The organism is Chitinimonas koreensis (genome assembly GCF_014353015.1).
Classification (GTDB): Bacteria; Pseudomonadota; Gammaproteobacteria; order Burkholderiales; family Chitinimonadaceae; genus Chitinimonas; species Chitinimonas koreensis.
Genome location: NZ_CP060704.1, coordinates 3,798,425 through 3,815,810, shown reverse-complemented (window position 1 = coordinate 3,815,810; position 17,386 = coordinate 3,798,425). Strand labels below are relative to the sequence as shown.

The following is a 17,386-nucleotide window of genomic DNA, read 5'->3' as shown; positions in this document are numbered from 1 at the left end:
CTTCGCTCGATCGCGCCTGGCGATCGGCGGCGTGGATGAATTCGGAGGCCAAGCGCCATGAAGACCGTCAAACCGCTCAGCCTCGGCCTGCTGTTCCGCCCCTACCGGCGCGACGGCCAGGACCGCTTCACCATCGCCGCGCTCGGTTTCTTCCGGCTCGGCGAGACGGCGCCGCGCTTCCTGGCCGAGGCCGAGCAGTGGCTGGCGGTCACCGCCGCGCTGCCCAAGGCCAAGCCGATCGACGAGCTGTATGCCAAGCCGCGCGGCGAGGTGCTGCTGGCCGGCGCGGCGCACGCGCCGGGCGGCGAGCCGGTCCACGAACTGACGGTGCGGCTGGCGATCGGCAAGGTCGACAAGCGCATCCGGGTGGTCGGCGACCGGCGCTGGTACTACGGGCCGTGGTACCGCACCACGCCGGCCCAGCCCTTCGTCCGCATGCCGCTGGAGGACGCGCGCGCCTACGGCGGCCCGCGCCACCCGCGCAATCCCGACGGCTGCGGCCACACCGGCAACCCGCTGGCCGGCTGGGTCGGCAGCAACGAGGGCGCGATGCCCAACCTGGAACTGGCCGGCCAGCCGGTGCGCGGCCATGTGCGCGCGCTCGATCCGGCCGGCTTCGGCCCGCTCGACCCGAGCCGGCCGCCGCGGCTGGGCTGGGCCGGCCATTACGACGAAGCCTGGCTGCTCGACGACGGCCAGGGCCTGGCTCCCGACCTCGATCCGCGCTTCCTGCAGACCGCGCCGGCCGACCAGTGGCACGACGGCCCCTGGCGCGGCGACGAGGCCTACCGGCTGGAGAACCTGCATCCGGAGCACGCGCTGATCGAGGGCAAGCTGCCCGGCTTCGCCGCGCGCGCCTTCGTGCGCGAGCGCGACGGCGGCGCGGTGCGCGAGGCGGCGATGGCGCTCGACACGGTGTGGCTGCTGCCCGAGGCCATGCTCGGCGTGGTCATCTACCACGGCGAGGTGCCGGTCGCCGACCTCGACGCGCTCGACCTCGACGCGGTGATGGTGGCCTACGAGCCGCTCGGCGCACCGCGCGAGCCGGCCCATTACCACGAGGTGCTGCGGCTGCGCACCGAGCAGGCCAGCGCGGCCCACAACGTGCTGCGCGAGGACCAGCTGGCGCCGGCGCTGCCCGAGGCCGAGCGCGCCCGCCGCGCCGCCGCCAGCGAAGCCCGGCTGGCGGCCAAGCGCGAGTGGAAGCGGGCGGCGCGGGCCGAGGCGATGGCCGAGATGCAGGCCGAGCTGGGCTTCGCCGTCGACGCCGATGCCATGCCGATCGACCCGATGCTGGCCGAGATCGACACGCTCGAACTCGACCCCGAGGCCATCGTCGCAGGCGAGGTCGATACCGAGGCCTTCGTCGCGCGCGCGACCGCCTTGGCCGAGCGCGCGCAGCGGCGCGGCGAGGCGCAGCTGGCGGCGCTCGAGGCCGAACGCGCGGCGCAGCCGCAGGCGCCGGCCGACCCGGCCGCCGAGCGCGCCCGCCGCTATGCGCGCGCGGCCGAGCCGGCCTGGGACCTGCTCGGCGGCGACGACCCGCGGCTGGCCGAGATCGACGCCCAGCTCGACCAGGCCATCGCCGCCGGCCTGCTGCCGGCCGAGGGCCGCGCCGAGGTGCGCGACAACGTGCGGCAGATGCCGGCGCTGCGCCGCAAGGCGCGCTGCATGGCGGTCGAGCCGACCGAGCCGGTGCCGTCGGCCGAGCTGGCCGCCTGGCTCGGCGAGCAGGTGCGGCAATGGCTGCTCGGCGGCGTGCCGCTGGTCGGCCGCGACCTCGGCGGCGCCGCGCTGGCCGGCATCGACCTGCGCGGCGCCGACCTGCGCGAAGTCTGCTTCGAGCGCGCCGACCTCACCGGCGCCTGCCTCGCCGGCGCCGACCTGCGCGGTGCCGGTCTCGGCGGCGCCAGGCTCGACGGCGCCGACCTGGCCGGCGCCCGGCTCGACGGCGCCAACCTCAGCGCCTGCTCGGCCGTCGGCGCCCGTTTCGACGGCGCCAGCTTCGGCCAGACGCTGGCGATGAAGGCCGACTTCAGCCAGGCCAGTTTCGCCGAGGCCCAGTTGCAGGACGCGCTGATGGCGCACGCGACCTTCGCCGGCGCCCGCTTCGCCGGCGCGGCGCTGGCGCGCTGCATGCTGCCCGAGGCCCGCGCCGCCGGCAGCGACTGGCGCGGCGCCCAGCTGAACATGTGCGTGCTGCTCAAGGCCGACCTGGCCGGCGCCGATTTCCGCGGCGCCAAGCTGCTGCGCTGCGTGCTGCTCGACGCGCAGCTCGACGGCGGCAACTGGGAAGGCGCCGCGCTCGAGCGCAGCGTGGCGCTCGGCGCCAGCGCGGCCGGCCTGCGCGCCGCCGGCCTGCGCGCGATCAACAGCGGCTGGCGCCGGGTCGACTGGCGCGGCGCCGACCTGACCGAGGCGCGCTTCGCCGACTGCGACCTCGGCGAGGGCTGCTTCGAGACCGCCCGGCTCGACGCCGGCCTGTTCGCCCGCTGCCTGCTGCACGGCGCCCACCTGGCGGACGCCAGCGCGCGCGGCGCCAACTTCCTGCAGGCGATGTGCCGCAGCGCCGACTTCCGCCAGGCCGACCTGCGCGAGGCGACGCTGCGCCAGGCGGTGCTCGACGGCGCCGACTTCTACCGGGCCCGCATCGAGGGCACCGATTTCGACCCGGTGGCGCGGCGCCGCCTGGCCAAGCACGGGAGGCCGGCATGAACGTCCACGACGAGATCGCCCGCGCGCGCCGGCTGGCGCGGCCGCTGCAGCGCTGGCAGCAGCGCGGCTGGCAGGCGGCCGGCCTGGCGCTGGACGACCTGGCCTTCCACCAGGGCGACTTCGCCGGCGCCGACCTGCGCGGCGCGGCGCTGGGCCACAGCCGCTGGATCGAATGCGATCTGCGCGGCGCCGACCTGCGCGGCGCCGGGCTCGACGCCGCCAGCTTCGTGCGCTGCCGGCTCGACGGCGCGCGCTTCGACGGCGCCAGCGCGCGCAACGCCGGCTGGGTCGACAGCACGCTGGCCGGCAGCAGCTGGCAGGACGTGGCGCTGACGCTGTGCGCCTGGATGAAGTGCCGGCTCGACGACGCCGATTTCGCCGGCGCCCGGCTGGAGCGCTGCGCCTTCGGCGCCAGCGAGGCGGCGCGGCTCGACCTCGCCGGCGCCCGGCTCGGCCAGTGCGTGCTGAACGGGCTCGATCTCGCCGCGGCGCGGCTGGACGGGCTGGCCGCCGACACCGTGATGTTCATCGGCTGCGGCCTGCGCGACCAGGACCTGGCCGGCCTGCAGCTGCCGCGCTGCAATTTCGACGGCGTCGACTTCGGCGCGGCCGACCTGCGCGGCGCCGAGCTGAGCTCGGCCAACCTGCACGGCGCCCGGCTGGCCGGCGCCCGGCTCGACGGCGCCAACGCGCCGCACGTGCTGTTCCTCGACGCCCGGCTCGAAGGCTGCCGCTTCGACGGCGCCATGCTCGAAGGCGCGCTGTTCGTGCGCGCCCGGCTGGCCGACTGCGGCTTCCGCGACGCCAGGCTGCGGCTGTCGGTGTGGGAGCGCGCGCAGTTGGTCGGCGTGGACTGGCGCGGCGCCGATTTCGAATACGCCCGGCTGGAGCACCTGCGCGGCGAGCGGGTCGATGCCCGCGGCGCCGGCTTCGACCACGCCAGCCTGCACGGCGCCGAGTTCGCCGACAGCGATTTCGCCGACGCCCGCCTGCGCCGCGCCCGCGGCACCGATCCCGAGCTGCTGGCGATCCAGCAGCCCCTGTTGAGCCTGGAGTCAGCATGATGACCACTGCCCGCACCCCCACCAGCCTGTCGCCGCGCGAAGCGTTCGCCGCCGGCCAGGAAGCCACCGTCGCGCTGTCGCTCGGCGACGGCCGCCTGCTGCTCGACGACGGCGGCCCGGCGCGCCAGGCGCTCAGCTGCCTGGTCCGGCCCGAGCCGGGCGACCGCGTGCTGTGGCAGGCCGGCCGCGACGGCGAGCGCTACGTGCTGCACCTCTTGAGCCGGCCGGAACCGGCCGCGCTGCAGGTCGAGCCGGCCGGCGGCGCCGACCTGACGCTGCTGGCGCCGACGCTCAAGCTGCGCGCCACCCGCAACCTGTCGCTGGCCTCGCTGCACGACGCCGAGCTGAGCTCGGCCGGCGGCCGGCTCACGCTGTCGGCGCGCGACCTGACGCTGAACGTGCTGGAAAGCCTGCTGCACAGCGCGCGCAACATGGTCGGCCGCTGCGAGAACTGGCTGATGACGGCCAGGGGCCTGGGCCGGCTGCATGCCCGCCAGACCATGGTGACGGCGGACGAGGACGTGCGCGCCGACGCCGAACGGATCAGCCTGGGGTAAGCGCCATGTTCGCCAACACCAATCTCGGCGTGCTCAACCTCGGCTTCCCGGACGTCTGCCTGACGCCGCCGCTGGCCATCCCGATCCCGTACCCGAACCTGACCTTCTCGTTCTTCCATATCCCGTCGTTCTTCCAGCTGATCATCGGCGGCGGGCTGGCCGAGAACATCCTGACCCAGGGCACGATCAGCCTGGGCGACTTCGCCGGCGTCATGCTCGGCGTCGCCTCGGGATGATCTGCGGGCCGGACCGGCCGATCCTCGGCAGCTTCAAGGTGCTGCACGGGCCGGCCTTCGCCACCCGGCTCACCACCCTCAACATCCAGAACAGCACCAACACCATCGGCCTGTCGCTGACGCCGGCCCAGGTGCGCGTGCTGCTGATCGGGTGACCGCCATGACGCGCCGTCTCCTCCTCGCCCTCGCCGCGCTCGCGCTGCTGGCCGGCTGCAGCAGCGTGAGCAAGAGCGTCTCCAGCGGCGTCTCCACCATGATGAGCTGGGTCGGCCTGGGGCCGGACCGGGTCGAATTGCGCAGCCTGCGGGTGATCGCCGAGCCCGACGCCAACCAGGACAGCGCCACCCGGCTCGACCTGGTGCTGGTCTACGACGCCAAGGCCGAGGAGCTGCTGCCCAAGACCGCGCCCGAATGGTTCGACCAGAAGCGCGCGCTGCTCGACGGCGTCGGCAGCCGGCTCGGCGTGGTGTCGCTCGAATTGCCGCCCGGCACGGTGGTCGACCCGGTCGCGCTGCCCGACGGCTACAGGAAGGCGCTGGCGGCCCGCGTCTACGCCGGCTACCAGGCCAAGTCCGGCCAGCACCCGATCGCGCTGACCGCGATCCGGAACGCCGTGCTGCGCCTCGGAAACCAGAAGATCAGCGTGATCTCGGAGCCCTGACATGGACATTTCCGCCCAACTGCCCGAAGCCGTGCTGTGGTCCGAAGGCATGCTGCTGTCGCCGCAGCACCTGCAGCAGAACGACCTCTACTGGCACCACCAGCTGCGCCACCAGGTGACCATGCTGCAGCCCTACTACTGGGGCCTGATCGACTTCGGCTTCGACGAGGGCGCGCTGGCCGGCGGCCGGGTGCGCATCGAACGGCTGCACGCGGTGATGCCCGACGGCCTGGTGGTGCAGTACCCGGGCGCCGACGGCAGCAGCGCGCTGGTGCTCGACCTGAAGACCGCCGACTGGTCGGGCGACGCGCCGCTGCGCATCTACCTGGCGGTGCCGGTGCGCGATAAGGGCGCCGCCTCGGTCGGCAGCCCGATCCAGCGCTACCAGGCGCAGCCCGGTTCGCTCGAAGTCGACGACAACACCATGGAGAGCCGGCTGCAGGTCGGCCGGCTGCGGCCGCTCCTGTCGCTGCAGGCCGGCGACCGGGTGCCGCCGCGCTACGTGCTGTGCCCGATCATGGAGATCGTGCGCGACGCCGGCGGCCACTACCGGCTCGGCGCCTACCAGCCGCCGATGCTGCGCATGAGCGCCGGCGCCTTCCTCGGCGAGGACCGGCTCGACGCGCGGCTGTGGGCGCTGACCGAGACCATCCGCGCCAAGATCCGCGACCTGGCCGGCACCCGCCGGGTCGACGACAACGTCGACCGGCTCGACACGGAAGCGCGCCAGCAGCTGTTCGTCGCGCGCCACCTGGCCTCGCTGCTGCCGATCTTCGAACTGCGCCTGCGCACCCGCGTCGCCCATCCCTACGACGTCTACCTGTCGCTGGCGGCGATGGTCGGCCAGTTCGCCGCGCTCGGCACCAACCCGACCCCGCCGGTGCTGGAGACCTATCGCCACGACGACTGCCGCGCCGGCTTCGTCGCCGCGCTGGAATTCATCGAGTCGCGGCTGGCGCTGATCAGCCCGCCGTTCGAGGCGATGCTGTTCGAGCGCGTGTCGGACACCTGCTTCGCCCGCCGGCTGCCCGACGGCGTGCGGCCGGACCGGCTGATCATTGAGCTGCGGCCGCGCGAGGGCCAGTCCGACCGCGACCTGCGGCAGTGGATGACCCAGGCGCGCATCGGCAGCGACAAGCTGATGCCGGTGCTCGAACTGCGCCGCCTGCCGGGCGCCAAGCTGGCCATCCTGGAGCCGCGCCGCGCCGGCGGGCTCAGCGTGTCGGACGGCGCGCTGCTGTACGAGCTGATCAACCAGCGCATCGACCACCAGGACCAGACCGTCGAGGTGATGCAGGCCGGCCGCACGCTGATGGTGCAGGGCCCGGCCGACGGCCACGGCCCGCGCGAGATCGTGCTGCACCGCGACCGCAGCGGCGCGCCCGGCGCGGCTGCGGCCGCCGCGCAGGCCGCGCCGGCCGGCCTGGTCCAGGCCGGCGTGGCGCCGGCCCATTCCCAGGAGCATGGCCCCCATGCATGACGCCGACTGGTCGCACGGCGTCCTGATCGGGCGCTTCGCCGAGTTCTACGAGGAAGTGGCGCTGTGCAAGCAGGCCATCGTCGACGGCCGGCTGGCGCTGATGTTCGCCGGCGACCTGCCGGCCGAGCCGAGCCCGCACGACCTCGCCGCGCTGGTCAGCGGCCGGCTGGCCCAGCGGCTGGCGGCGCAGGGCCGCGACGTGGCCGAGCACGCCGGCGACGCCGAGCAGCGCGCCTATCGCGTCGCCCAGTTCGCCATGGCGGCGCTGGCCGACGAGATCTTCATCCTCGAGGTGCGCTGGCCGGCCGCCGAGCACTGGCTGTCGCATCTGCTCGAATACACGCTGTTCCGCCGCCGCGAGGCCGGCCGCATGTTCTTCGAGCTGCTGGCCAGCCTGCTGCGCACGCGCGGCCGGGGCCAGCTGCAGCTGGAACTGGCCGCGGTGTTCCTGCTGGCCTTGCAGCTGGGCTTCAAGGGCGAGTACCGCGGCCGTTCGGGCCAGGCGGCGCTGGCCGAATACCGCAAGCGCCTGCTCGGCTTCATCGCCGCGCGGCGGCCGGCCGACCTGCTGGCCGGCCCGGCCTTCCCGCAGGCCTATGCCTACACCCTGGGCGACGCCGCCGACCGCCGGCTGGCGCCGCTCACGCCGTGGTACCGCGCCGCCGCGATCGGCCTGGTGGTCTACCTGCTGCTGTCGAGCGCGCTGTGGTTCAAGGCGCTGGTGCCGATCACCTCGCTGCTGCACACCCTGATGGGCAACGGAGGATAGGCGGGATGGACCTGAGCGCGTTCACCGAGAAGCTGGCCGGCCTCGATTGGCTGCTGTCCCCGCTGATGCTGCTGGCGGCCGCCGCGCTGCTGGTGGTGCTGGCCGGCTGGCTGCTGGTGCGCGCGCGGCGGCCGGTGATCGTGCAGGCGGCCAAGCCCAAGCCGAAGGCCAAGGACGACGAGGCGGCCGCCGCCGGCGAGGGCGGCACGCTCAAGCAGCAGCGGCAGGCGATGCTGCGCTGGCTGGACGGCGCGATGAACGCGCTGCGCTACCTGAGCACCCGGCGCGAATGGCGCTACCACAGCCCCTGGGTGCTGCTCTTGGGCGAACCCGGCGGCGGCAAGTCGAGCCTGGTCGGCTCGCTCGGCGACGGCCGCCGCGAAGCGATGCTGCTGCGCGAGAAGCAGCTGCCGGTGAAGGACACCGAGTGGCATTTCTGCAGCGGCGGCGTGGTGATCGACCCCGAAGGCCGGCTGCCGGCCGCCGAGGACGGCACGCCCGAGGCGCGCCGCTGGCAGCGCGTGCTCGACGCGATCGACACCCGCCGGCCCGAACGGCCGCTCGACGCGGTGGTGCTGGCGGTGCCGGCCGACATGCTGCAGGCGGCCGACCCGGTCGCGCTGGAGACGCTGGCCGCCGGCTGCTACCGCCAGCTGTGGCAGCTGCAGAAGCGCTTCGAATTCGTGCTGCCGGTCTACCTGGTGGTCACCCGCTGCGACCGCGTGGCCGGCTACGGCGCGTTCTGGAGCGCTCAGCCCGAGGCGCGCCGCAGCGAGCTGTGGGGCTGGTCCAACCCGTCGCCGAACGACCACGAGGAAACCGACACGCTGGCGCGGCTGGTGTTCGAGGAGCTCGGCACCTGCCTGCGCCAGCTGCAGATCGAGGCAGCCGCCACCCGCGAACAGATCGAGGCGGCCGACGACTTCTTCCTGTTCCCGCAGCGCTTCGCCCAGTTGCGGCGGCCGCTGGCGGGCTTCCTCGGCACGGTGCTCAAGCCCAGCGCCTACCACGCCAGCTTCTATTTCCGCGGCGTCTACTTCACCGGCAGCATGGAGTCGGGAGGCACGCTGGTGGCCGGCCAGAAGGCCGAGGTCGATTTCGCCGACGGCCTGTTCGTCGACAAGGTATTCCGCGAGCCGGGCCTGGCGCGGCCGGTGCGGCAGAGCATCTGGTCGCGCAACCAGCTGATCCGCAAGGCGCAGATCGCCGGCGTGTCGATCTTCGCCTTCCTGACGCTGGCGCTGGGCTTCAGCGCCTGGCGGCTGGAGCACCAGGTCGAGAGCATGAAGCAGGCCATCACCATGGTCGACGCGATCAGCCGGCAGAGCCAGGCCAGCGGCCGCTGCATCGAGCGCGGCGCGGTCTACCAGGTGCTGGAGAAGATCGGTTCGATCCGCGCCGACATCGGCTATGCCGCCATCCCGGCATCGTGGTTCGACTCGCGGGTGATCGACCGGGCCGGCCAGTGGCTGGCGCGCAAGGCCTTCTCCGAGGTGGTGATGCCGAGCCTGGCCTGCCAGCTCGAGGGCCGCGCCCGCCAGCTGGTGGCGGCCAACCCGAGCCAGTTCGACGACACCCTGAGCACCACCGCCACCGTCGACGGCGCCCGCGCCCGCCTGCGCCAGTACGTCGAGAGCGTGGTGCAGCTGGAACGCGACCTCGACGCCTTCCGCGACCTGGCCCGGCCCGGCGGCGGCAGCGAGGACGCCGAGCGCCAGGTGCGCGAATTCGAGATGCTGACCCAGTCGGTCTACGGCGCGCCGCCGCCGCAGCCGGTGATCGGCGCCGAGAACACCTACCGCGCCGCCATCGTGCACGTGGCCTACGACAAGGAGCTGGAGCTGCCGGCCGACTTCAAGACCGCGGTGGCGGAGAAGATCCGGCTGATCGCCAGCGCGCTGCACGACGAGGTGCTGGAGCGGGTCGAGCTCGGCGGCAAGCTCCTGCAGGAGCTCGACCGCGGCAACGTCGACACCGTCGACGGCGTGGTCGCCTTCCAGGACTGGCTCGGCTGGATGCGCGCCAACTGGCTCGACAGCGGCCGCAAGTCCAACCTGTGCCAGTCGGTCGCGGCGCCGTTCGGCGAGGCGCTGAAGCGGCTGCATGCCCAGCACGGCTACCCGGCCGAGGTCGAGGCGCCGGTCGAGCTGTTCAGCCAGGCCAGCTGCTTCAGGCCGGCCTATGCGCGCATGGCCGGGCTGGTGTTCGTGCCGCACGGCCCGCTGTTCAACCTCAGCGGCGGCACCTTCGAGCTCAACCGCGACGTGCTGCCCGAGGTGGCCGGCTTCGCCGCGCTGCAGAAGCTGCCCTTCATGCACGTCAAGCCGCGCCGGCTGTTCTCCTGCCAGGTGGTGCAGGCCGGCTGGCGCGACGAGCAGCTGGCCCAGGCCAGCGGCTACCTGCGCGACTACCAGGTGTTCGCGCTGGCCCGCAAGCTCAACACCGACGACGGCTACCTGGCCGCGCCGCTGTACGACCGGCTGGCGCGCCGCCAGCTGCGGGCGGTGCTCGACGACACCCTGGTCGAGGCCCAGCGCTCGCCCAACGCCGCCCGCGGCGAGGACGAGGACGCCGAATCGGTGGTGGCCAAGCGCAGCACCGCCTTCGCCCGCCAGGTCGACCCGCTCGGCAAGCTGTACGACCAGCTGGTCAAGATCGACTACACCGACGGCGCCGGCCATTTCGACAACTGCGTGCGCGGCTACGCCAGCGACATGCTGGCGCGCATCGACACGCTGGCCGAGGCCAGCAAGCTGTACCAGCCCAAGCTGGCCGGCGAGCCGGGCGAGGCCGGCCTGCGGCCGGTCTACCAGCTCGGCGACCCGGCCGAGGTCAAGGAATACCTGAGCGGCCAGCGCGAACGCGCCGCGGCGCTGGCCAACTATGCCGAGCCCTTCGTGCGCTACCTCGACCACGGCCCGGCCGGCAGCGCGGTCGGCGGCAACGCCGGCTGGCGCGCCACGCTGGACGAGCTCAAGCGCTTCAAGGACGGCAAGGACGGCGGCGCCGCGCTGGGCGAGCTGGAGAACTTCATCGGCAAGACGCTGGCGCCGCTGGACTACGACAACTGCGCGACCCTGCTGGCCAAGGCCGGCGGCAGCGGCGTGGGGCTCGACCTGTTCAGCCAGCGCCGCCGCGCGCTGACCGGCCAGAGCCTGTGGCGCTGCCAGGACCGCCGCGAGGCCGACGCCTACGAGCGCTACCGCACGCTGGCCAACCGCTTCAACCGCGAGCTGGCCGGCCGCTACCCGTTCGCCGACGCCGGCGCGCGCGATCTGGACCTGAAGGTGGCGCGCGACTTCTTCCGCGACTACGCCGGCGAGCGCGAGGCGCTGCACCGCGCCGTCGACGGCCTCAAGCCGGCGCGCTGGAACGAGATCCGCCGCTTCCTCGACCGGCTCGACGCGGTGGCCGACTTCGCCGCCGCCACGCTGGCCGCCGCCGACGGCAGCCGGCCGGTGCGGCTCGACCTCGGCTTCCGCGCGCTGCCCAGGCTCGAAGTGGGGGCCGAGCAGCTGATCGGCTGGCGCGTCGCCTCGGGCGCCAGCCAGATCGAGTTCCCCGGTTCGCGCCGCCAGCTCGACTGGGCCTGGGCGAGGCGCTGGTGCTCGACCTGTCCTGGGCCGGCCAGTCGAGCTGGCGGCCGCGTGCCGCGGCGCGCGGCGGCGAGATGCAGGTCGACGGCGTCACCGCCAGCTTCCCGGGCCTGGGCCAATGGGGCCTGCTGCGGCTGATCGGAGCGCACCGGCCGCTGGCCGCGCCGGCGGTCGACCCGCTCGAACCGAGCCGCAGCATCCTCGAATTCACGGTACCGCTGCAGGACGGAGCGACTCCGCCGCGCAGCATGGAAGCGCGCGTCTACCTGGCGGTCGGGCTCAATTCGCTCGATCCGAAGAGCCAGGCCGCCCAGCCGCTTGTCCTGCCGCGCGATTGGCCGCGCGCCGCGCCGCTCTACTGGTAAGGGTGTAGCCCATGCGTCCCAAACTCCTCCAGCAAGCGCAGCAGTTCTTCCAGAGCCGGCTCGGCATCCCGCTCGACGAACTCCTGCTGCCCATCGAACCGGACCGCCCGACCGGCAAGTCGGTGCGCGGCAACGGCGTCTACACCGCGATCCGCGAGGCCCGCCGCGAGGACGACTCGACCCTGCAGATGGGCATCTGGACCCACGAGCTGAAGCAGGCCGACTGGGACAAGGTCAGCGACCTGGCGGCCCACGCGCTGATCAGCAAGAGCAAGGACCTGCAGCTGGCCGCCTGGCTCCTGGAAGCGCAGATCGCCAAGGCCGGCTTCGAGGCGATCCCGGCCTGCATGCTCTTGATGCAGGCGCTGTGCGAGCGCTACTGGGACACGCTCTACCCGCGCATCGACGAGGGCGACCAGGAGTACCGCGCCAACATCCTGCGCTGGGTCAACGAGAAGCTCTTGCCGCAGGTGCGGCTGCTGCCGATCACGGTGGCCGGCCGCGGCCCGCGCGAATTCGGCTGGGCCGATTTCGAGCAGGCCAAGCGCAACGAGCAGATCCGCGCCAAGGGCCGCCACGGCGCGACCGAGATCGAGGGCGTGACGGCGCAGGAATTCCAGTCGGCGATGTCGTCGACCGCCACCGAGACGCACTCGGCCCACTACTACGTGCTGGCCGACGCGCTCGAGGCGATCGAGATGCTGGCCGCCACGCTGGACCAGCTGTGGGGCGACGAGGCGCCGAGCCTCAACGGCCTGGCGGGCCTGCTCGAACAGATCCAGGCGCTGATCGCCGGCGAGCTGTACAAGCGCGGGGTGCGGCTGGCCAGCCCGCGCAGCCGCGACGAGAAGCCGGTCGAGGCCGAGCCGCCGGCCGGTGGCGGCGCCGGAGGCGGCGGTGCGGGCGGCCACGACGGCGGCGAGGGCGACGACGGCAGCGGCGACGGCCCGATCCGCAGCCGCGCCGACGCCTACCACCGCCTCGCGGTGATCGCCGACTACCTGGCCAGCCTCGAGCCGCACAGCCCCGTGCCCTACCTGATCCTGCGCGCGGTCGAGTGGGGAAACATGAACACCGCCGAGCTCTACCACGAGATGTTCCTCAAGTTCGGCGGCAACCTGAACGTGTTCGAGCTGCTGGGGCTGGAACAGGGGCAGAGCAACAAGTAACGGGAGGCGACTGCCATGCGACGCGCGACGGCCCGGGTGGGCCCGATGAGTTTCACCGGCCGGTCCCGCGCTGCGGCGACGGTGTCGGCGCCCTTGCTGCTCCAGTCGTCGAAATCGTCGCCGACACCGCTGCTGGCGGCGCCGCAGCAGCGCGGCCGCTCGCCGGGGCCGACCATCGACCGCAACACCGGCCACGAGGTGCAGCGCTTCGTCGTCGCGCCAGGGCCTAATGCGCTGATCGAGCCGATGGGGGGCAGCACGGCGTCGTTCGGCAAAAAAGGGCAGGACACGCACACCCTCTATCCCGACGGCTCGAATTATCAGCGCTACAACCCGCAAGGGCATGGCGCCGACAAGACGCCGCACGGACACGGCCATGCACAGGGCAAGGGGCCGGGCAAGGAAGGGCAGGGGCCTCGCTCGATGTGAAGGGCAAGCCGGTAAGCAGCAAGAGCCCGGCGGCGCATTGGAAAGTCAACCCCTAGTCGTGCGGATATGGAAAGGCTGCAGCAGTGAAACGGAAAAGCAAGATCCAGCTCAAGGACGACTCCAACCCCTACGCCAAGCCGCAGGCCACCAGCTATCGCAAGAGGGTCAAGCCCAACATCAGCGAGGAAGAGCACCAGGCCAACATGGCCTACATCATCCAGGAGTCCAAGCCCAAGGGCGGCGGCCTGGGCGTGCCCGGCAAGCGCGACTCGGCGACCATCGCCGGCTACAAGGCGCTGAACTTCAAGTCGCTGGGCAGCGAGCTGACCGGGGTATTCGAGGGCCGCAAGCAGTACCGCGCGCAGAAGGACCTGGCCAGGGAGACCATGGACAAGGGCGCGCTGAACCAGTGGACCGCCGACAACATGAAGACCTTCAACCGGCGGGTCGACTATCCGCATGGCGCCGATACCCATTCGCTGCACGTCGGCAACGACATCTACGGCCAGTTCATCAGCGGCAAGAAGGGCGTCGCCCGCGGCTACGGCTACGACAAGCTGGCGCCGGCGCTCGACAAGCGTTTCGGCGGCGGCAAGCAGAGCAAGTCGGGCGAGGCCTACTGGAGCAAGGAATCGAAGCTCGACCACGATACCCGCCGCCAGCTGATCGCCCAGGGGGTCAAGCATTACTCGATGGGCGATACCAAGGCCGGAGAGAAGGCCTTCACCGATGCCGGCCTGACCGACCGCGGCCGCAAGTGGGCCTACAAGATGACCACCGTGACGCTGGCCGAGCGCGCGCGCGAGACCTACCACGGCAGCGGCGACAACCTGGTCAACAAGGCGCTCGACCAGGTCGGCTCCAAGGCGGGCCGCGGTTTCAACCGCGTCTACGTGGAGAAGTCGAAGAAGTACGCGCCGTTCGCCGGGGACGGCGGTGCCAGTGCGTTCTATAAGAAGAAATGACCGGCGGGAGCGGAAGATGAGACGAACACCGGGCGATGCAGGGGAGGGGGCGGCGACGACCGGCGCGCGGCGCGCAGCCGGCCGGTTTCGCCGGTCGCCGCGCCGGCGCAGGCGACGCGGGCGGCCCGTGCCGCGCCGCGCGGCGGGCCGCTGCCGTCGCCGCCCTCTCCGCCGCCGCTGTTCCTGCCGCCGCCAGCCTATGCCGGCGGCGGCATGCGGCGCGCGCTGTCGCCGGCTGCGGCCGCCGCGCCGGCGCGGCGGCAGCCCGTCGCAGAGCCCGCCTGGTTCGGCGGCTCGTTCGGCAGCGCCTCCGCCATGTCCGATTCGCCATCGGCCTCCTTTGCCGGCCCGGCGGCGCCTGCCTTCGGCGGTTCGTTCGGCGCAGCGGCAGCCGGGGCCGGCGACTCGTTCGCAGGCGCCGCCGCCGCGGGCGCCGGGGCCGGCCGGCGCTACGGACCGGGCAGCTACGGCTATCGGCGCAGCGAGCAGGCCCGGCTGGGTGCGCGCTACGGCCAGCCGGTCAGCGGCGCCAGCCATGAGGCCGAACATCCGCTGGCGGCCGAATCGGTGCGCCAGTTGCGCGGCGCCGCTACGCGCGCCGAGGTCGAACAGCCGCTGCCGGCTTACCAGGAAGCGCGGGAGGTGCACCGCCTGCACGCCGGGACCGGCACCGGCCGCAAGCTCAGGGCCGACGGCTCGGCCTTCGAGACCGGCTGGTCCAGCGCCGAGCAGTATCGCGCGGACCAGCTGACCGCGCTGCGCGGCGGCGACGTATCGACCGCGCTGCAGCTGCAATCGCTCGGCATCGCTTTCGCCAGGCAGAACGCCGGCTTGGCCAATACACCCTACAACCGGGTGCGGTTGGCGCAGGCGGAGGATTCCTACCAGCACATGCTGGCGCACATGGGCGTGGGGGCGCGGCGGCGAGCCCATTCCCGGTGAGCCCGGTCGCCGTCGCCGAGGCGGGCCTGGCGCACCAGGCGGCGCAGACCGGCCAGTGGCCTTCGCGCGCCGACTTCAGCGCGGCCTGGGCGCAGGCCAGCGGGCGCTGGCGGCCCGGGGAGGCGCAGCATGAGCAATCGCGGCAAGGGGCGACCGGGAGCCGCGTGTCCAGCCGGCTCGAGGCCAAGCGCAAGGAGAATGCGTTCAGCGTATCGAACAACGCCTTCCAGACGGTGAAGTTCAAGCTGAGCAAGATCCGCAAGCAGGCGGTGACCTCGGGCATCTCGAGCAAGCGGGCGGCGATCAACGCGGTGAAGTCGGAATTCACCGGGCGCGGCTTCGTCCGGCTGTCGGATGCCGACGCCGGCCCCTTCCTCGCCCATTTCCGCAAGTACAAGAGCTCGAAGTCGGTGATCGGCACGCTCGACCACAAGAAGCGGCCGACCTCGATGTTCGGTTTCTCCGAGATCAAGAACAACGGCCGCGGCGAAGACGGCACGCCCGATCCGATGGGCACGCGGCTGTCGTCCGACGACCGCTCGCACGGCTTCCCGGTGTCGCAGCTGATCAACCCGGACCACGGCAACAAGCAGCACTTCATGGTCGGGGAGAACTGGCTGGGCAACCAGGGCACGACCCAGGGATGGAACAGCTGATGAGCTCGATGCACAAGTCCGATACCAACGGACCGTTCTTCGGCAAGTTCCGCCAGGTCGAGTACAGCGGCGACGAGACGCGGCCCTCGCTGATCCGCGACACGATGCTGCGCCGCACCGCCTCGCTCAACCACATCGACGCCTTTTCGATCGAGCACGACAACGAGGACATCGACCGCATGCATGTGTAGGCCGCGCCGGCGTCGGCGCGAAGGTTTTTTCACGCAAGGGAGAGGGCAATGCCGAGTGCCAACAACTTCGGGCTCAAGAACAGCGATTTCCAGATGATCCACAGCCGCCGCTACCAGACCGCGACCGACCGCCAGGCCAATACGGCGAGCCCGGGCGGCACGCGTCAGCGATCGGGCTCGATCCGCTTCCAGGAAATCTCCACCGGTGCGGTCCGGCGCTTCCACTACCACCCCAACAACAAGAGCGGCGGCGGCTTCAAGTTCAAGGAACTGGCGATGCCGGGCGGCTAGGCCCGGATCGACGACGACTCGCTCGCAACCCGCAAAGGAAACGTCATGAGAAGACGCGGCAGTACGCCCGGCCCGACCCGGCCGGAGCAGGAGGGACGCTCGCGCTCGGGCTCGGAGTCCATGGTCGGGGCGCCGAAGCCGGGCAGGGTCGCTGCCCTCAGGGCGGCCATCAAGACGGCGCATGAAGACGTGTTCCTGCAGGATCGGCAGGTGGAGCGCCGACAGGAACTGAGCGACATGACCCGGCGTGCCAAGAGCGGCAGCGGCATCCAGGGCCACGAGATGGATCTGGCCGGCTACATGATGCGGCTGTCCAGCGACAAGCGCGCCACCGGCGGCGCCGACCTGGACAATCTGCGCGACGCCCACCGGACCGTGGTCGAAACCCGCCAGAAGCTCAGCTCCGGGCGCGGCAACGTGACGACCGACATCCAGAAGAGCGGTCACAAGTCGTCGCGCCTGATGGTGATCGGTCGCGACATCGGTGCCCATCTGCGCGACAAGGAAGGCGCCGACCCCTTCGCCAGCGGCGCGGCTTCCGCCGAATTCGTCCGCGCCGGCAACTGCCAGGAGCACGGCGACGTGTCGACCCACAGCCATGCCACCCGGCTCAGGAGCGGGCAGCGGATCGACACCGTGTCGTGGACCAAGGGCGACCACGTCTGGTCCGAACTGCAGACCGGCAGCCAGCGCGGCGGCCGGGATGTGATCCTCGACGCCTGGGCCGAGGGGCCGGCGGTGTTCCGCGACGACGCCTACTTCGCCAGGAAGCCGTCGCATTCGAAGTCTCAGTACGGCTACGACACGGTCAGCGGACCCGAGGCCGCCGCGAAGCTCAGCCAGATCAAGGAGCATCTGCGGCAGGACCCGAAGTATCGCGCTTTTGGCCGCAAGCGGCTGTCCGAGATGAAGAAGACCAAGTTCAAGCTGCACGACGATTCGACCTTCCTGCCGACCTCGGTGCTCGATCACGATTTCGTCAAGCGCAGCGACCGGGTGATGGACAAGACGGCCAAGCTCGGCCTGGAGCGGTGGAAACGTCCGACCGGTGTCACGCGCGCCGATATGGCGAGACCGGTCGATACCTTGCAGCGAGTCGATCTGCGCAATCAGATCCGTGCGGTCGGGGTGGCGCGTTCGCTGGGCGAGAACATCGCGGGCGCAGTCCAGAAGGCGCCCGACATCGTGCGGGCTGCCAAGGCGCTGAAGGACTGAGCCGCCGCTGCCGGACGGTTCGCCGGCTGCGGCTCCGCTGCGCGGAAGAGGTGCCGGCCCAAGAGCTGCGCATTCACAAGGAGGA

Annotated in this window: 18 protein-coding genes; all 18 read left to right on the top strand. The window is 72.2% G+C overall.

Translation table 11 applies throughout. The features are described 5' to 3' along the window. Window positions 1–57 precede the first annotated feature (57 nt). Window positions 58–2,715, top strand: coding sequence for a DUF2169 family type VI secretion system accessory protein (locus tag H9L41_RS15905; RefSeq protein ID WP_051318660.1), 2,658 nt, complete (start codon window positions 58–60; stop codon window positions 2,713–2,715). Beyond that, window positions 2,712–3,779: a pentapeptide repeat-containing protein gene (locus H9L41_RS15900; protein ID WP_051318659.1), complete on the top strand. Its 1,068-nt coding sequence runs from the start codon at window positions 2,712–2,714 to the stop codon at window positions 3,777–3,779. The genes H9L41_RS15905 and H9L41_RS15900 overlap by 4 nt, the downstream gene beginning before the upstream one ends. Next, the gene (locus H9L41_RS15895; protein WP_028444651.1) at window positions 3,776–4,336 is read left to right on the top strand and encodes a DUF3540 domain-containing protein; all 561 of its coding nucleotides are present in this window, start codon (window positions 3,776–3,778) and stop codon (window positions 4,334–4,336) included. Before H9L41_RS15900 ends, H9L41_RS15895 begins: the two co-directional genes overlap by 4 nt. 5 nt (window positions 4,337–4,341) lie before the next feature. Next, window positions 4,342–4,572, top strand: a complete 231-nt coding sequence (locus H9L41_RS25015; protein WP_265583812.1) for a PAAR-like domain-containing protein — start codon at window positions 4,342–4,344, stop codon at window positions 4,570–4,572. Further along, a complete protein-coding gene (locus H9L41_RS25010; protein ID WP_265583811.1) occupies window positions 4,569–4,727 on the top strand; it encodes a PAAR domain-containing protein in 159 nt (52 codons plus the stop codon). The genes H9L41_RS25015 and H9L41_RS25010 overlap by 4 nt, the downstream gene beginning before the upstream one ends. Before the next feature lie 5 nt (window positions 4,728–4,732). After that, complete coding sequence (locus H9L41_RS15885; RefSeq protein WP_051318657.1) at window positions 4,733–5,233, top strand: hypothetical protein; 501 nt, start codon at window positions 4,733–4,735, stop codon at window positions 5,231–5,233. Window position 5,234: 1 nt separating this feature from the next. After that, on the top strand, window positions 5,235–6,713 hold the full coding sequence (tssK, locus tag H9L41_RS15880; RefSeq protein ID WP_028444649.1) for a type VI secretion system baseplate subunit TssK: 1,479 nt from the start codon (window positions 5,235–5,237) through the stop codon (window positions 6,711–6,713). Continuing rightward, window positions 6,706–7,482, top strand: coding sequence for a DotU family type IV/VI secretion system protein (locus tag H9L41_RS15875; protein WP_051318656.1), 777 nt, complete (start codon window positions 6,706–6,708; stop codon window positions 7,480–7,482). The genes tssK and H9L41_RS15875 overlap by 8 nt, the downstream gene beginning before the upstream one ends. Before the next feature lie 5 nt (window positions 7,483–7,487). Beyond that, a complete protein-coding gene (locus H9L41_RS15870; RefSeq protein ID WP_187523471.1) occupies window positions 7,488–11,216 on the top strand; it encodes a type VI secretion system protein in 3,729 nt (1,242 codons plus the stop codon). Then, window positions 11,153–11,443, top strand: a complete 291-nt coding sequence (locus tag H9L41_RS15865) for a hypothetical protein (RefSeq protein WP_187523470.1) — start codon at window positions 11,153–11,155, stop codon at window positions 11,441–11,443. The genes H9L41_RS15870 and H9L41_RS15865 overlap by 64 nt, the downstream gene beginning before the upstream one ends. Window positions 11,444–11,454: 11 nt before the next feature. Then, window positions 11,455–12,612, top strand: a complete 1,158-nt coding sequence (tssA, locus tag H9L41_RS15860) for a type VI secretion system protein TssA (protein ID WP_028444647.1) — start codon at window positions 11,455–11,457, stop codon at window positions 12,610–12,612. 15 nt (window positions 12,613–12,627) lie between these two features. Then, window positions 12,628–13,041, top strand: coding sequence for a hypothetical protein (locus H9L41_RS15855; protein WP_187523469.1), 414 nt, complete (start codon window positions 12,628–12,630; stop codon window positions 13,039–13,041). Between the two features lie 83 nt (window positions 13,042–13,124). Then, window positions 13,125–14,006, top strand: coding sequence for a hypothetical protein (locus H9L41_RS15850; protein WP_028444645.1), 882 nt, complete (start codon window positions 13,125–13,127; stop codon window positions 14,004–14,006). 315 nt (window positions 14,007–14,321) lie between these two features. Then, window positions 14,322–14,948: a hypothetical protein gene (locus H9L41_RS15845; protein ID WP_187523468.1), complete on the top strand. Its 627-nt coding sequence runs from the start codon at window positions 14,322–14,324 to the stop codon at window positions 14,946–14,948. Further along, a complete protein-coding gene (locus H9L41_RS15840) occupies window positions 14,945–15,604 on the top strand; it encodes a hypothetical protein (RefSeq protein ID WP_187523467.1) in 660 nt (219 codons plus the stop codon). Before H9L41_RS15845 ends, H9L41_RS15840 begins: the two co-directional genes overlap by 4 nt. Continuing rightward, entirely contained in the window at window positions 15,604–15,795 is a 192-nt protein-coding gene (locus H9L41_RS15835; RefSeq protein WP_187523466.1) for a hypothetical protein, read from the top strand. The genes H9L41_RS15840 and H9L41_RS15835 overlap by 1 nt, the downstream gene beginning before the upstream one ends. A 48-nt stretch (window positions 15,796–15,843) precedes the next feature. Further along, a complete protein-coding gene (locus H9L41_RS15830) occupies window positions 15,844–16,086 on the top strand; it encodes a hypothetical protein (RefSeq protein ID WP_028444642.1) in 243 nt (80 codons plus the stop codon). 210 nt (window positions 16,087–16,296) lie between these two features. Further along, the gene (locus H9L41_RS15825; RefSeq protein WP_187523465.1) at window positions 16,297–17,301 is read left to right on the top strand and encodes a hypothetical protein; all 1,005 of its coding nucleotides are present in this window, start codon (window positions 16,297–16,299) and stop codon (window positions 17,299–17,301) included. The last annotated feature ends 85 nt before the right edge of the window (window positions 17,302–17,386 follow it).